This is a genomic window from Rhizobium leguminosarum (assembly GCF_004123835.1).
In the GTDB taxonomy this organism is placed as follows: Bacteria; Pseudomonadota; Alphaproteobacteria; order Rhizobiales; family Rhizobiaceae; genus Rhizobium; species Rhizobium leguminosarum_M.
In genome coordinates this window covers 402515-416075 of record NZ_MZMU01000003.1, presented here as the reverse complement: position 1 = coordinate 416075, position 13561 = coordinate 402515, and the positions used below count along the sequence as shown (strand labels likewise).

Annotated in this window: 12 protein-coding genes and 1 tRNA gene; 5 read left to right on the top strand and 8 right to left on the bottom strand. The window is 58.5% G+C overall.

Translation table 11 applies throughout. From position 1 onward, the window contains the following. Positions 1-33: 33 nt before the first annotated feature. On the bottom strand, positions 34-228 hold the full coding sequence (locus tag B5P46_RS05765) for a hypothetical protein (RefSeq protein ID WP_003545311.1): 195 nt from the start codon (positions 226-228) through the stop codon (positions 34-36). A gap of 153 nt (positions 229-381) precedes the next feature. Here B5P46_RS05765 and B5P46_RS05760 point away from each other — a divergent pair. Further along, positions 382-456, top strand: a tRNA-Thr gene (locus tag B5P46_RS05760). Positions 457-783: 327 nt separating this feature from the next. After that, on the top strand, positions 784-3432 hold the full coding sequence (locus tag B5P46_RS05755) for an RNA-binding protein (protein WP_129417868.1): 2649 nt from the start codon (positions 784-786) through the stop codon (positions 3430-3432). 200 nt (positions 3433-3632) lie between these two features. Here the strand turns inward: B5P46_RS05755 and B5P46_RS05750 are convergent, their stop codons facing one another. Then, a complete protein-coding gene (locus B5P46_RS05750; protein ID WP_129417867.1) occupies positions 3633-3965 on the bottom strand; it encodes a hypothetical protein in 333 nt (110 codons plus the stop codon). 106 nt (positions 3966-4071) lie between these two features. Between B5P46_RS05750 and B5P46_RS05745 the strand changes: the two genes are divergently transcribed. Continuing rightward, complete coding sequence (locus B5P46_RS05745) at positions 4072-4314, top strand: DUF982 domain-containing protein (protein WP_129417866.1); 243 nt, start codon at positions 4072-4074, stop codon at positions 4312-4314. 241 nt (positions 4315-4555) lie between these two features. Here the strand turns inward: B5P46_RS05745 and B5P46_RS05740 are convergent, their stop codons facing one another. Together B5P46_RS05740 and B5P46_RS05735 are read right to left on the bottom strand one after the other, a co-directional pair. After that, a complete protein-coding gene (locus B5P46_RS05740; protein ID WP_129417865.1) occupies positions 4556-4819 on the bottom strand; it encodes a hypothetical protein in 264 nt (87 codons plus the stop codon). Between the two features lie 165 nt (positions 4820-4984). Then, complete coding sequence (locus tag B5P46_RS05735; RefSeq protein WP_129418841.1) at positions 4985-5245, bottom strand: BON domain-containing protein; 261 nt, start codon at positions 5243-5245, stop codon at positions 4985-4987. 175 nt (positions 5246-5420) lie between these two features. Between B5P46_RS05735 and B5P46_RS05730 the strand changes: the two genes are divergently transcribed. Next, positions 5421-5687, top strand: a complete 267-nt coding sequence (locus B5P46_RS05730) for a membrane protein (RefSeq protein ID WP_026237233.1) — start codon at positions 5421-5423, stop codon at positions 5685-5687. A 107-nt stretch (positions 5688-5794) separates the two neighbouring features. After that, positions 5795-7852, top strand: a complete 2058-nt coding sequence (locus B5P46_RS05725) for an ATP-dependent helicase (protein ID WP_129417864.1) — start codon at positions 5795-5797, stop codon at positions 7850-7852. An 11-nt stretch (positions 7853-7863) separates the two neighbouring features. Here the strand turns inward: B5P46_RS05725 and B5P46_RS05720 are convergent, their stop codons facing one another. From B5P46_RS05720 to B5P46_RS05705, 4 genes are all read right to left on the bottom strand, one after another. Then, positions 7864-8928, bottom strand: a complete 1065-nt coding sequence (locus B5P46_RS05720; protein WP_129417863.1) for an enoyl-CoA hydratase/isomerase family protein — start codon at positions 8926-8928, stop codon at positions 7864-7866. Between the two features lie 83 nt (positions 8929-9011). Further along, positions 9012-10973 (bottom strand): putative bifunctional diguanylate cyclase/phosphodiesterase, encoded by a 1962-nt coding sequence (locus B5P46_RS05715; protein WP_129417862.1) that lies wholly within the window; start codon positions 10971-10973, stop codon positions 9012-9014. A 104-nt stretch (positions 10974-11077) separates the two neighbouring features. Continuing rightward, positions 11078-12112: a UDP-glucose 4-epimerase GalE gene (gene galE, locus B5P46_RS05710; RefSeq protein WP_129417861.1), complete on the bottom strand. Its 1035-nt coding sequence runs from the start codon at positions 12110-12112 to the stop codon at positions 11078-11080. Positions 12113-12297: 185 nt separating this feature from the next. Further along, a complete protein-coding gene (locus B5P46_RS05705; RefSeq protein WP_129417860.1) occupies positions 12298-13464 on the bottom strand; it encodes a pyridoxal phosphate-dependent aminotransferase in 1167 nt (388 codons plus the stop codon). Between the last annotated feature and the right edge of the window lie 97 nt (positions 13465-13561).

Genomic DNA, 13561 nt, shown 5'->3' with positions numbered 1-13561 from the left:
ATCGACACGCTTCAATTCGCGACGGACGGAACATTACGATTCGTCCAATTTTGCGGCGGGCAGCCCATTTGTTTCGTCGGCTTGGCCGGAACGGCGGGCGCGGACCTGCTGTTTGCGTCGCCCCAGATTTTCCCTGAGCTTTTCGGCGGCACGCTCGCGGCGCAGTTTTGCCTGTGCCTCGATCGCCTGTTTGCGGCTCTGCTGGCCGGTTTCGGTCTTTTCATTCATGCGACAGGATTAGCCGAAATCGCACCAATCCAAAAGGCCCTTCATCCCAATCGACGCGAAGTTGGAATTTGCGGCTTGCGCTGGCCGCCAAGCTGTGGCAATAGCCCCCCGTTCTCGCGATTGAGCCACCCGGCTCGCACGGGTACTGGTCCTGCTGCCGTAGCTCAGTGGTAGAGCACACCCTTGGTAAGGGTGAGGTCGGTGGTTCAATCCCACTCGGCAGCACCAGTTTTTTTGAATTAAATCAATCGGAAGACTGTAACAGTGGTTTGCGCCAACATGTGCGAAACGCTGGAACAGCAGAACAGAACGCGAATTGCACGCAGATTCCGCAGTCTGTTCTTAGGATGTTCATGTGAGACTTAAGATCACATCTTCATCTTGGGAAGATTGAGAAGCTTAACCAAGGCCAAATGGCGCCTTGCTGAGCATTTCCCCTCGCCGATGTTGAAACGCGTCATTTCTCACAAAAAGCTGTTGGACGTTCCGCTCCGCCGATGACTTTTACGTTGCATCGTCATAATACTTTTCTACCAGTAGTGTGGCGGTGAAAACATGGACCAGGCAATTTCCTTGAAAGATCTGAAGAGCGAAAGCGACGTAGAGCAAAAGATCATCTATCCACTGCTTACTACGCCGCACCCTCATGGCTTAGGCATGCGGCCCGAAAATGTCGTGACGAAACGCAACATCCGCAAGTTCGATATCGGTAAAGGCACAGATCTAAAAAGCTACTTTCCCGACTACATCATTGTGGGTGAGGGATATCCGCTTTGTGTAATTGAAGCCAAAGAACCTGGCGCTGATCTGATTGCAGCCTACCGAGAAGCCCGACTATATGCCAACGAGTTGAATGCGATTTTTCAGCGGGATGTTAACCCTGTGACGGTAGTCATTGCTGTCAATGCTGAACAGGTTTGGGCAGGTCATCCGAACTCGGCAGAGCCCGATATCAAAATAAAAACTATCGATCTGGAGCCACACTCCCGAGGCCTTGCTGACTTGCAGGATCTTCTCAGCCAGACTGCGCTTCAGCAAAAGCTGGCGGCCATTAAGCTAAAGACGAAGTCGAAACGAAAATATCGGCCGAAGTCAATGTTGGGAGGGCCATCCATTGCAGATGAAGCCATGTCTCGGAATTCCTTCGGAGCGACCCTGGCGGACAACCTTCGGTTCATATTTCAGCCTGAAAGCCGCGCCGACAGAGCAAAGGTCGTGACGAAGGCATATGTACAATCTGGTAGTCGAAATCGTTATCTTAAGCCGATCGATAAATTAATTCGCGCCTCGGTCCCCCATTCTCACACATCTGCGCGACTCATTGAGGACACCACGAAGCCAAAGGTTTTCATCGATACGCTAGGCCGCGGCCGCGAACTCGAAAAGCAGGTGATGCTGGTAGTCGGAAGTGTGGGGTCTGGGAAATCCACCTTTATCGATTATGTGCAGGAAGTTGCATTAGACGCGGATCTGCGATCGAAAACCCTATGGGTTCATCTCAACATGAATCTCGCACCGGGATCGCCGACCGAGATTTACGACTGGCTACGACACGAGATTATTAGCAGCATCCAAAGCCAGCACCCGGATTTAGATTTCGAAGAACTGGAAACTTTAACGTCTCTTTACTCAGTAGAGGTGAACGCTTTCCGCAAAGGCAAAGGAAAGCTGTACTCAGACCCGGCGGAGTACAACCGTATGCTAGCAGAAGATCTCGGGAAACAACAAGCGGATCTGCATAAGACGACCATGTGCTATTGCCGCTTTTGCGGCGGAGAGAAGGGCAAGCTGGTAATTATCGTTTTGGATAATTGCGACAAGCGGACTCGCGACGAACAGCTTCTAATGTTTCAGGCGGCCCAATGGATTAAAGCTGAATTTCGCAGTCTCGTTATTCTGCCACTTCGCGAAGAAACATATGATCATCATCGTGATGAACCACCGCTGGACACCGCACTAAAGGACTTAGTTTTCAGGGTAGAGCCACCCGACTTCCATGAAGTGCTAGTGAAAAGAGTTCAAATGGCACTTGACGAGATCTCTTCGAGCGCGCCCAAAAATCTTCGCTACGAGTTGCCCAACTCAATGCACGTAGACTACGCCTCAAGTGATCAAGGTCGTTATCTTGCTTCGATTGTTGCGTCAATTTTTGTCAACGACCGAACGGTGAGCCGCCTTTTGCTCGGGCTAGCAGGGCGAAACATTCGACGAGCGTTTGAGCTCTTCTTGGAAATTTGTAACAGTGGCCACATCCCCGAGAGCGAGATTTTTAGTATCAAAAGCTCTAAGGGAAACCACAAAATACCCCTGCACGTCATCATGCGCGTCTTGCTTCGCCGTAATAAGCGTTTTTTCAGCAATAAAGAATCTTATATCAAAAACATTGTACAGAGCGAGCTTCACCCAGACGCAGCTATGGGCTTTAGCAGGATATTATTACTGGCTTGGTTAAATGAGCGCATCTCAAAATCTGGACCCACTAAACTTGACGGTTATTTCAGAGTTACTGATCTTCTTGCTGATCTGTCGCGAGTAGGCATTGAGGAAGACGTTGCACTGCGGGAACTTGAGTTTCTTGTCAACGCACACTGCATTCTGACAGAGGACTTTCGACTTGCAATTGCTCGCGAGACCTTGGTAAAAATTTCTCCTGCAGGAGTTGTCCATCTCAATCTTCTAACAGATGCCAACTACTGGGCTGCTCTCGCGGAAGACTCCTCATTTGAGGTCGAAAGTGTCGCGAGGTCCATCGCCGAGCGTCTTGCAGATGCAGAGAAGCAGTTTTCGCTTGTTGCTACGGTTGCTAATGCTTCGGTTTGCATCGACTACTTCCGCAGTCGCTCTGAGAAGCTAGCCCAACATATCTCGTATTTAGCCAACGGCGCGGAAATAACTCTTCCGGGTTTTAAGGACGCGATAGCGTCCTTGGAGAATCTTGCTGAAGAAACTGGGCTGGCCCCATGGCTAAGAGCTGCTGAGGAGCTGAAAGTCGGATCAGAGCATGTGGTAACTTTGGCTAGGAAGCAGCCATACGGCTTTTTTATTGATTTTTCTGACAAGGTGAGCGGCCTCCTATTAACTAAAGACGTTCCGCTGCCGATCAGAGGCCAATTGACGACGGGAATGCAGATCCGCGTAAATATCAAAAGCGTGGAACCGATGACCAGGAAAATTCATTTGGGCTTTACGTCACCGGTTGAATGACGCTACAATCCGATTGCCAGCATTTTTCACTTGACAGGCGAAAAGCGCTGGTTAATTAGAGAGCGAAATCGCAAGGAGCAAGACGTTCCTTGGGTCGCACTTTACGGCAATATCGTAGATGTTGCAAACTTCGGTCCAACTGCTAATCGTAGTTAGTGAGATGAACTGATTTTCTGGGAAACCTATCACAGTGAATGGCCTCATGCTTTCAAGTATGGGGCCATTTGCTTTTTAGATCGTCGGTTTGTCAATCGGCGCAGTTCGGGTTTATCCGAAGCGCCACAATACCGGCTAATCAAAGCTAAAGAAATGTGAGACAAAATCTCTGCGCGGAATCTATTAATGTTTTCGTCTGTTTCGTCCCGCAGCCATTCGATTTTTGCCCGCACCGAACATCGGTTACGTTCGCGCAAGCGGAAGACAGCAAATTCAACCGCTACGCCGGCTTCTGGACGCGTGATCCCCGTACTCATCACTCGGTCCATCTCATCAAGCAGACAATTCGCCCCACCAGCCGCAATCCATTCCACCATTGCTGACCGTGAAAATCACGCTAGAGTATTAACTATCGCAAAGTCTCCCCGGAGGAACTGGGAGATGCTGCACTTCGTTTCTGTCGAAAATCGTGGAGGAGCGTCGATGGCAACTGAAAGATGGAACAGCCCGGTCAAGGTTGGTTTTGAAGGTGCCGATGCACGAACGGTCAATGGGCCATTCGATGCGCTGAAATGCCTGGCGGATCTCTGGCCGAGTGTGCGCGGGCTTCGTTATATCAAGGCCCGCAGCGCCTGCCGGGCAGCGCTCGATGGGCGCAAGAGCGTGGAAGAAGCAAGGGCCGAGTTTCTGGCGGCCGCCGAAGAGGCGAAGCTGAAGTTGCATTAGCACTTCGGCAAGGAATTTCGGGCGATTTTCGCCTTCTGGGCGCGCAAGCGTGCCGGAACGGCACAATGCTTTAATTTTAGTTTAACCCTGCAACAAATGCGTGCCGGGTTTTGGTGCAAAGGGCGTTGCGCCTGGTACAGGTGTATTCATAGAAGATGGCCAGCCATCATGATGATGGTTAGAGGCTCGGTACTCTCTGCGGAAACGCAGGCGAGCCTCGCCCGAGCAGGACCGCCTTTTTTCAGCAATCCGCGCCGCTCTCATTCTCGATCTCGACATAACCGACGCCGATGATCGTGCCGTCCGCCGCGCGGATGAAGGAGGGGAGATAGTGCGGCTCTACCGGCTGGCAGGCGACGGCCCCGGTATATTCGTTGAGGGCGATCTGGTCCTTCGGCAAAGCGGAATAATTCGTGCCGGTTTCCAGCGAGGCATGGGCGGAGCCGGCAAGGACACCGCAACCCACTATCAAGGTCGTTGCCCAGAGGCGAGGAAGCAACTGCATGAGAGTCTCCAGCGTTTAGGTCCGGCCTTTCAACACGCGGAAGGGTATTTTGGTTCCCTTCATGGATCGCAATGACATGCGCGCAGATCGGCGCAGCCTCTCCTCGCCGGACTTTTATTTGATGTCGTTGTCCTAAAACCGCTGCACAGTTTTAGGCGACATGCATTAGCGTCGCAGCAGGCGACCACGCACATAGCCTCGGCCGACGACGCCCTCGGCGATCTCGATCGCCCGCTCGACATCGCCCCGCCGGCGCACGAAACCTTCGAGGATGACATAGGAGCCCGATATGCTGACGGTGATTTCGCCGGCTTCGATATCGGCGGCCGCATGAAGCGCGCTCTCCACCGAGGCCCGCGTCGCGGCATCGCTGTGGCCCTGCCGGCCGGGCTCGTCATGCCCCGTGAATGCTGGAAAGCCGAGCACCGTGAACGTTTCCTGATGTTGGTTGATGTCTGTCAACGCCGCAGCGACGCATTCGTTGCGTCCCCCGGAAAAGAAGAGCCTGTTCGACAGCGATGCCTGCGCCGTGGCACGGGCTACCTTGGCGAACGGCGCCGCGGCTTCCATATCTGGCTGCAATCGAAAAAGGACGACGACGATGAAAGCGCTTCTGCCCGCCTTGTTTGCCGGGGCATTGCTTGCCGGCTGCTCCTCGGCCGATACGCCGGCGCTGGAACCCATTCCCGGCAGCATTACCTATGGCGGCCAGCCGCGAACGAAGCTCACCAAGTCGCCGGTCGGCAGCGCCGTCTACAACCAGTTCTACAACGGGACGGGACAGCGCGTGGAGGAAACCTATATCCTTCAGCCCGACCGCAGCCTGAAGCTGGTGCGGCGCGAGATCGGTCCGGATTTCCCCGACTGAGATGTTGCTCGCGCGCCAGATCGCTTGACAGCGGCGGCAATCGCGAACATTCAAGGAACATCTAATCTTTCCCCAGTGATTCTGCGGGAGCCCGACCGGACGGCTGGATGTATCTCGAAAAGCTCAATCCGCAGCAGCGCATGGCCGTCGAGCACGGCACGCTCATCGACGGCAGCCATATTGCCGGGCCGCTGCTGGTCATTGCCGGCGCCGGCTCGGGCAAGACCAATACCTTGGCGCATCGGGTCGCCCATCTGATCGTCAAGGGCGCCGATCCGCGCCGCATCCTGCTGATGACCTTCTCGCGCCGGGCCGCCGCCGAGATGGCGCGGCGTGTCGAGCGCATCTGCCGCAATGTGCTTGGTGCGAATGCCGGCGTCATGGCGGATGCGCTTTCCTGGTCCGGCACCTTCCACGGCATCGGCGCCCGGCTGCTGCGCGATTATGCGGAGCAGATCGGTCTCGATCCTGGGTTTACCATCCACGACCGCGAAGACAGTGCCGATCTGATGAACCTGCTCCGGCACGACCTCGGTTTCTCGAAGACGGAAAGCCGTTTTCCCACCAAGGGCACCTGCCTTGCCATCTATTCCAGGGCGGTGAATTCGGAAACCGCGCTCGACCTCGTGCTGCGCGACGTCTTTCCCTGGTGCGCGACGTGGGAGAAACAGCTGCGCGAACTTTTCGCCAGTTATGTCGAGGCCAAGCAGAGCCAGAACGTGCTCGATTACGACGATCTGCTGCTCTACTGGGCGCAGATGGTCGGCGAAGCGATGATTGCCGAGGATATCGGCAGCCGCTTCGACCATGTGCTGGTCGACGAATATCAGGACACCAACCGGCTGCAGGCCTCGATCCTGCTGGCGCTGAAGCCCGGCGGCCAGGGGCTGACCGTCGTCGGCGACGATGCGCAGTCGATCTATTCCTTCCGTGCCGCGACCGTGCGCAACATCCTCGATTTTCCCGCCGCCTTCAGCCCGGCCGCCAATATCGTCACGCTCGACCGCAACTACCGCTCGACACAACCGATCCTCGCCGCCGCCAACGCCGTCATCGATCTCGCCTCGGAGCGCTTCACCAAGAATCTCTGGACCGAGCGGCAATCATCCGAGCGGCCGCGCCTCGTCACCGTGCGCGACGAGGCCGAGCAGGCGCGCTACATCACCGACATGGTGCTCGACAACCGCGAGGAAGGCCTGAAGCTCAAGCAGCAGGCCGTGCTCTTCCGCGCCTCGCATCACAGCGGGCCGCTGGAAGTCGAGCTGACCCGGCGCAACATTCCCTTCGTCAAGTTCGGCGGGCTGAAGTTTCTCGACAGCGCGCATGTGAAGGACATGCTGGCCGCCCTTCGCTTCGCGCAGAACCCGCGCGACCGGGTGGCGGGCTTCCGGCTGATGCAGATCCTGCCGGGCGTCGGGCCGTCGACGGCGCAGAAGACGCTCGATCTGATGGCCGAGGATGCCAGCCCGATTACTGCTCTTGGCGCCATGCCGGCACCGCCGCGCTCTGGCGAGGACTGGACAATGTTCGTTTCGATGCTGCAGGAGCTGAAATCCGGCAAGGCCGGCTGGCCGGCGGAAATCGGCCTGGCGCGGCAATGGTATGCGCCGCATCTGGAACGGCTGCACGAGGACGCGACGACGCGGCAGGCCGATCTGCTGCAGCTCGAGCAGATCGCTAGCGGTTATGCCTCGCGCGAGCGCTTTCTTACCGAGCTCACGCTCGATCCGCCGGACGCGACCAGCGACCAGGCGGGCGTGCCGCTTCTCGACGAAGACTATCTCATCCTGTCGACGATCCATTCCGCCAAGGGCCAGGAATGGACGAGGGTCTTTATGCTGAACGTCGTCGACGGATGCATACCGAGCGATCTCGCCGTCGGCACCACCGCCGAAATCGAAGAGGAACGCCGGCTGCTCTATGTGGCGATGACGCGCGCCCGAGATGGTCTCGACCTCGTCGTGCCGCAACGCTTCTTCACCTATGGGCAGAACTCGCAGGGCGACCGGCATGTCTATGCCTCACGCAGCCGCTTCATTCCCGCGACGCTGCTGCAGTTCTTCGAGGCCTGCAGCTGGCCGCAGGGAAAATCGGAGGCCGCGCAAGCGCAGGCGCGGCAGGTGCGCATCGATGTCGGCGCCCGCATGCGCGGCATGTGGCGATAACTGGATAGCGTTCAGAGTGAAAGCGGCGGTTCGGCCGGTTTCAGGAAATATTCGACCCTTGCCGCCTCCACAGCCTCGACTGATGCCGGCGACCATTTCGGGTTGCGGTCCTTGTCGATGACGGCGGCGCGGATGCCCTCGAAGAAATCGGGATTATCAAGCATCTGCAGACAGGCACCGAGTTCGCGGCCGAGGCATTCGGCAAGCGAGGCGCTGCGGCGGCCGGCCCTGAACAGCCGCAAAGCGAGCTTCAGGCTGGTCGGCGAACGCGTTAGCAGCACCCGGCGCGTCTCGGCGGCGAATTCGTCTTCCTCCTCGGCGAGTGCTGCCAGGATCTCCTCGACCCTATCGTACCGAAATGCGCGATCGATCACCGCCGCGTTCTGCCTGAGCCGGCTTTCTCCCTGGGGCTCAGAAAGCGCCTGCAGCACGGCATCGACATCGCCGGATGAGCTGGCGCGCGGCAGGGCGGAGAGAGCATCGATCGCTTCATCCAGCCTTGACGAGGCGATCTGAAGGTCGGCAAGGCGAGCGTGGATCGCATCGGCAGCAGCAATATCGAGCCCTGTCAGGCCGAGCCATGTTCCAGCCTCGCCGGGTGCGCGCGGCAGCAGCCAGGTGGCGCCGACATCCGGGACATAGCCGATGCCGGTTTCGGGCATGGCAAGCCGGGTGCGCTCAGTGACGATGCGGTGGCGGCCGTGCGAGGACAGGCCGACGCCGCCGCCCATGGTGATGCCGTCCATCAGCGCGACATAGGGTTTGGGATAGGAGGCAATCAGATGGTTGAGGCGGAATTCCTCGCGCCAGAAGCTTGCCGCTAGACCGTCGCCAGCGCGAGCGCTCTCATGCAAGACGCGGATATCGCCGCCGGCGCAGAAGCCGCGTTCGCCCTCCCCCATCGCCACGACGCTTGCCACCTCGGAATCTCGGGCAAAGTCGTGAAGGGCCGCAGTGATCGCCCGGATCATCGGCAGGGTCAGGCTGTTCAGCGCCCGCGGCCGGTTGAGCCGAATGATGCCTGCGGTACCCCGCCGTTCAATGATGACTTCGTCTGGCCGTTCGCCGTCCTGCATGGTTCACCTCATCTGTTGCGACCATGAATAGACGACCCCGCGGCATCGCTCCAGTCGATTTGCGACGGATCGAGATCGATCGGTCAGGCAGACAGCGAATTGCGGGCGGAGGCTGAGGCCTCGCATCGGGCGGCGTAATCGATGGCAAGTTCCAGCGGCAGCGGCCGCGAGAAATGATAGCCCTGCGCCAGACGAACACCCATCGCCTTCAATCCCTCGGCGATCTCTTCGCTTTCGACGCCTTCGGCGACGGAGGCAATGCCGAGATTTTGACAGAGATTGGCGACCGAGCGGGTGATGTTCATGCAACGGGCGTCACGATCGAAATTCATCACGAAGGATTTGTCGATCTTCAGTTTGTCGAAGCCGAGACGATGAATATGGCTGAGGCTCGAATAGCCGGTGCCGAAATCGTCCAGCGCGATCGAGATGCCGGCGGCGCGCAGCATTGATATCACCTGGTCGGCTGTGTCGAAATCGGAGAGCAGCGCCGTCTCGGTGATCTCGAATTCGATGCGCTTCGGATCGATGCCGGAGCGGGTGATCATGGCAAGCAGCGCCATCGAGGTCTCGTGATCGCAGATATCGCGCGCCGAGAGATTGAAGGACAGCCTGAGATGGCGTGGAATGATCGCCACCGCTTCGAGCGCCTTGGCGAAGAGGATGCGGGTCATGCGGCCGATGACGGCCGTGCGCTCGGCAGCCGGGATGAAGGCGTCAGGGCTGATGCGGCCGAAGCGGGCGCTGTCCCAGCGGGCGAGCGCCTCGTAAGCGACGACGCGGCCGCTCTTCAACTCGACGATCGGCTGATAGTCGAGTTTCAATTCCTTGGCGAAGTCGTTCGCCTGCAGCTCGAGTTCGATCAGGTGGCGCTGCGTCAGGATCTTCTCGTGCTCGGCCGAGAAGAATTCGACGCCGCTGCTGCGCTTGCTCTTGACCTGATAAAGAGCGAAGTCCGCTTTCTCGTAGAGATCCTCGGCGGTGTATGTGCCGATATCGGGATAGACGATGCCGCAGGAGCCGAAAACGCGGACCGAGCCGTCGGGGATTTCGAAAGGGTCGCGGACGGCCGCGCAGAGCGCCAGGCCGAGATCGGCGATCGCCTGGCGCGTCATCGAACAGGGGAAGATGATGCCGAACTCATCGCCGCCAAGACGGGAGACGATGCCCTCTTCGCCGACCAGCGCGACGAAGCGGCGGGCCGTCTCCTTGAGCACGAGGTCGCCGGCGGCATGGCCGAAGACGTCGTTGACCGGCTTGAAGCCGTCGAGATCGAGAATGCCGAGGACGGGCGGCGAGGACGGATTCTTTTGCAGCCGTTTTTCCAGCGAGAGAAAGAAGCTGCGGCGATTGGCAAGGCCGGTCAGCTGGTCATGCAGCGCATTGCGGCTGTTGACGAGGTTCAGCTCTTCGGCTTCCGCCTGCTTCTGCTTCAGCTCCTCGGTCAATTGCACAAGACCGACGAAATTCTGGAAATAGCTGTTGATCACCCTGAGGAAGGGCAGGATCAGGAAGAGGCCGCTGATGGCCGTCGCGACGAAAACGGGAGTGCCCGAGAACAAGAAGGTCGCGGCCATGGCCGAGAAGGTGATGACCGTGGTGAGGGCTGCCGCCATCGGCAGGTGCATCAGGCAAAAGATGCAGGAAATGCCCGTCACCACGAGGAAATAGGCGATCTGACCCTGCTGGGAAGCATCGCCATATTGGTAAAGCGCGATCGCCCAGCTGCCGAAAGCGACGGCCAGGATGCCGGCCCCTGATATCGTGACCTTCATCAGCCTGTAGGCCCGCTCGGCGGTGACGTTTTCCTTGCCCCGGATCTCCCACCAGCAGAGACGGAAGACGCAGAGGACGCTCAAGGCCACGGGAATGTAGAGCGAAAGCCAAAGGGGCGCGGATTTGAGGTGGGTGATCGCCACCGCCAGGGCATTGATGATCAGCAGGACATAGAGAATGGGGATCTGCGACGACAAGGCCCGGAACTGCGCCGTCAGAAGCGTCGGATTGTCTTTTTGCAGCTGCAATGAGGCCAGAAAGTTCTTCATTTTCTTTTCCGTTGGCCAGCCAGCAAGAGAAAGCTTGATTTTTCCTTATTCACGTAACGGCACGCGCCCCCCGCTGGCGCGGGGATGGTAAACGGGTTCCCGGATCAGAACGAAGCGGCGGCGAGTGCCCGGTGGATGCTGTGCAGGTCGTCGACGTTCTTATTCGACAGGAACAGTTCCCAATCGAGCGAGCTCTGGACGATGGTTTCCAGCGAATCGTATCTGGGCTTCCAGTCGAGCACCTGCCGGGCGAGCGAAGCGTCGGCGACGACGCTTGCCGAATCGCCGGAGCGGCGCGGCGCCATGTGGATCTTGAAGGAATGTCCGTGCAGGCGGGTGACCATGTTCAGCACATCGAGCACGGAATAGCCGCTGCCATAACCGCAATTGGCAACGAGCGAGCCCTTGCTTCTGCGCAGGTGCTGCAGCGCTTTCAGATGTGCATCCGTGAGATCGCTGACATGGATGTAGTCGCGCACGCCGGTGCCGTCATGGGTGGGATAATCGATGCCGTAGACATGGACGCTATCGCGCCTGCCGAGTGCTGCCTCGCAGGCAACCTTGATGAGGTGCGTGGCGCCTGAGGTCGACTGGCCGGCGCGGTGGTGCGGGTCGGCGCCGGCGACGTTGAAGTAGCGAAGCGCGACATAGTTGAAATCATAGGCGGCGGCAGCATCGCGCAGCATCAATTCAGTCATCAGCTTCGACTGGCCGTAAGGATTTTCCGGATTGAGCGAGGCCGTCTCCTTCACCGGCAGATCGGTCTTTTGCTGGCCGTAGACGGCCGCCGTCGAGGAGAAGACGAAGTTGCGGATACCGGCCTTGACCGAAGCGCTCAGCAGCGCCCGGGTCTTGCCGGAATTGTTGTCGTAGTAGGAGAGCGGGTCGGCGACCGAGACCGGGACGACGGCAGAGCCGGCGAAATGGATGATCGCCTCGATGTCGTTTTCGATGAAGACCTTTTTCAATATGTCGGGATCGGCAATGTCGCCGAGATAGAAACGCGCCGCCGGCGCCACGGCCCAGCGAAAGCCCGTGGAGAGGCGGTCGAGCACGACCACATCCTCGCCCGCATCGAGCAGCGCCCAAACCATGTGACTGCCGATATAACCGGCGCCGCCCGTCACCAAAACCGCCATGTCCCGCATCCCTGCTTTCGTTTTTATAAGCAGGGGCATCAGGCGCCGGTTTTTCTTTCCAATTTTCTTATCGAACGGCCTTTGGAAGGCCTTTGAACCGGTATGTTTGGAGTCGTGGTTAGAGGCCGATTTCGGGCTTTGCTAGAGTTTTATCGATCCGGCGATTCCGGCACAAAATCATCCCGTCAGAGCTTGAGGATATAGTCGCAGAGGCGCTCGGCCGCGATCGCCACCTGCTTGGGGTCGCGCAGAAAACAGGCGCGCAGGAAGAGTTCGCCGCCAGACCCGAAAGCAGTTCCGGGAGCAAGACCGACGCCTGTCTTGTCGACGATGTCGAGCGCCGCCTTGCGACTGTCGGCGACGCCGTCGATCTTCAGGAAGGCGTAGATCGCGCCGTCCGGCTTCAGTGTCTCGACGCGGTTGGTGGCGACAAGCGCATCGCAGAGAATATCGCGGGAGCGGGCCGCCTTGGCGATATTGGCAGCGACGAAATCGTCGCCTTGATCAAGGGCTGCGACAGCGCCCTTCTGCATGAACTGCGCCACCCCCGATGTCGAATATTGGATGAGGTTTTCGAGCACCTGGCCCATTTCAGGGGGTGCTACGATCCAGCCGACGCGCCAGCCGGTCATCGACCAGTTCTTCGAGAAGGAATTGACGAAGATGACCTTGTCGCCCTCTTCCATCACATCGAGGAAAGAGGGCGCGCGGCCGCCTGCAAAATAGTAGCGGGCGTAGATTTCATCCGCCATGATCCAGAGGTCGTGCCGGCGGGCAAGCGCCAAGAGATCGCCAAGATCCTGTTTCGTTGCCGTCCAGCCCGTCGGGTTCGACGGCGTGTTGATGAAGATGCCCTTGGTTTTCGGGGTGATCGCGGTTTCGATGCGGTCAAGATCGACCGCCCATTTGCCGCCTTCAAACTGCAGCTCGACACCGAGCGAGCGCGCACCTGCTATCTCGAGGGCGGCGGCAATGTTCGGCCAGGAAGGCGAGAGGTAAACCAGGTCGTCGCCCGGCGAGGTCAGCGCCTGCACGGCGATCTGGATCGCCTGCATGCCGGAACCGGTGACGTAGAAATGCTCGACCGGAAGCCGGATTCCGAAATGTCTGTCGTAATAATCGGAAAGCGCTTGGCGAAGCTCCGGAATGCCGCGCTGCCAGGTGTAGAAGGTCTCGCCGGCGGCAAGTGCATCCATCGCCGCTCTGCTGATGAAATCGGGCGTCGGCAGGTCGCCCTCACCCACCCAGAGCGGCAGCAGGCCTTCGCGGCCACGGGCATAGTTGACGAGTTCGACGATCCCGCTTTCGGGCGCCGCTACGGCGCGCGGGCTAAGGCTGCTGACAATCGACATGCATATCTCCGGTTTCCGCCTTCATAGCGGATTTGCGCCGGCAAATCCCATGACATCCAGTGATGGCATATCGATTTTGGTGATGAATGAGCCCGGC